Origin of the sequence: Rhizorhapis suberifaciens (assembly GCF_014200045.1) — a bacterium.
Taxonomy (GTDB): Bacteria; Pseudomonadota; Alphaproteobacteria; order Sphingomonadales; family Sphingomonadaceae; genus Rhizorhapis; species Rhizorhapis suberifaciens.
The window spans coordinates 1-1,730 of the sequence record NZ_JACHOV010000030.1 but is presented as its reverse complement, the minus strand read 5'-3'; the positions used below and the strand labels follow the sequence as shown (position 1 = coordinate 1,730).

The window sequence follows — 1,730 nt, the reverse complement described above, 5'->3', positions numbered from 1 at the left end:
GTCGGCTCAATCTGCGAACTCTACTCCTCAGACGAATGCTGGAATTATCTCAAACACGCTGGGTATGTTGCAGATTAATGGCTCGTTGCTCTAGCTGACAATATTGCCGATCGGATTTGTCGATCATCTATGGTCTCAGCAGCCGTCTCGATGTCCCGAAACACCGAACAGTCATTCGCCTTGTTGACGGAGTGGTCATTCGATCCGACGTTGACTCGAGCGTTTGCGCCAATCGCATCCCCCGGGCTGAAACTGCCATTCAATTGTCCGATGTGAACCTGTGAGCCCGCCGCTCGCTTCCGTTCTTCCATCGTAAAAGTCATTCCTTCGCCATTGATGCCCGCACGGGCAAGTTCCAGCGACCAGTCCAGCACCAGATTTCTCACCTGTTCAACGACGTTAACGATCGATCCACGGGGAAACTCAAGGGCGGCTTTGGGGATGTCCCAACCGAACATATTGTTCATCTGCGCAACGAGACCCGCAGGTAAAGGCTTGAGCAATGTCCCGCTGCTGCTTTCTTTCAATATCGCTTCAAAACTTCCGACAGGCTCGAAAAGGCTTACCTGCGTAATCATGTCGCTGATTTGCTCATCAGCGAACAGCATCGGCTGCCATCCGTGGTACGGATTCCATCCAACAGGATTACCGCGCGTCGTTCGGTAGTCTGGCAGATCGTCCTTGTCCTGATAGCCATCAAGCTCGCGTTGGACCCATTCCAGTGCATCGTCGAGCGCCAGTTTGACCGCAGCCACCTTCACCTTGCGCAACAAAGCGCTAACAGAACTGCCCTGATCAAGGGCATCGGATTGAAGCTGGTCAACCAATCCGCTCATGTACATCGATCCTTTGATTGTTAAAGACCACTCCCAGATGGAGAACATATGGGGGGCATCCGCTTGAGTGGAAGCGCAAATTGTCCGCTAACTTGCTACGCACCGAAATACGATCGCGGTTGAAGGTCATTGCCGTTGCGCGCACTCTCGCTCGTCCCCTTCGACGGCTTCAAACGCCCGTTTTTTTGCCTTTCCGCTTCCACAGGGCCAGCGCGTTGTCGCGTTCCTTGCCTCGCAGCTTGGTCGCAATGGTAAGCAACGCGCCGTAGATCGTGGCGCGGTCGTCATCGGTCAAATCGACCAGTCCGGCCTTGACGACCAGCCCACCCAATTCGATCAAATGGCGCGTTCGTTCGCGGCGAGCGACGGCCCAGTCCCGCATGTCGGTTCGCGCCTTTCGTGCCTCAAGCCGATGTCGCGCCGCCGTCGAGCGGGAGAGTGCCGCTCGAACCCCGTTCAGATCCGCTCGCAGACTTGCCGCCTTTGCCGAGAAAGAAGGCCGCGCCCGCCTTGCGCCAGCCCTCCTGTGTCGCAGCGTCCTTTACCGTGGCGGCGTGGAGCAGTGCCCCGGCGAGTATGTCAGCGTCGAGCGTATCGGCACCCGTCGCGGCCACCAGTTCGCCGAGCTGGCGCACGCGCCGTTCCTTGAGCGCCTTCGCCTTGTCGGCCAGCACCTTGAGTTCCGAATCGAAATCCCGTGGTTTACGCATCGCAAAGTCTTTCATTGAGTGGCGATGCGGTGATGATAAGATGAACCTGCTCGCCGCGCAGTAGAGTCGTCGGGACAGTCTGACACCGCCTAGGCTGTATCGACATTCAGAGGATTCCCAAGCGGGATGATGTCTGATTCATGGGTTTTCGCAGCGGCGGAGGCATCATGGGCATCAAGCGATA

The 1,730-nt window shown here is 57.0% G+C and carries 3 protein-coding genes; all 3 read right to left on the bottom strand.

Annotated features, from left to right (window positions below):
- Positions 1–74: 74 nt before the first annotated feature.
- Positions 75–836: an AbiTii domain-containing protein gene (locus tag HNQ99_RS16365; RefSeq protein WP_184477636.1), complete on the bottom strand. Its 762-nt coding sequence runs from the start codon at positions 834–836 to the stop codon at positions 75–77.
- Positions 837–1,005: 169 nt separating this feature from the next.
- On the bottom strand, positions 1,006–1,218 hold the full coding sequence (locus tag HNQ99_RS16360; protein WP_184477634.1) for a conjugal transfer protein TraD: 213 nt from the start codon (positions 1,216–1,218) through the stop codon (positions 1,006–1,008).
- Between the two features lie 22 nt (positions 1,219–1,240).
- Positions 1,241–1,546, bottom strand: a complete 306-nt coding sequence (locus tag HNQ99_RS16355; RefSeq protein WP_184477632.1) for a conjugal transfer protein TraD — start codon at positions 1,544–1,546, stop codon at positions 1,241–1,243.
- Between the last annotated feature and the right edge of the window lie 184 nt (positions 1,547–1,730).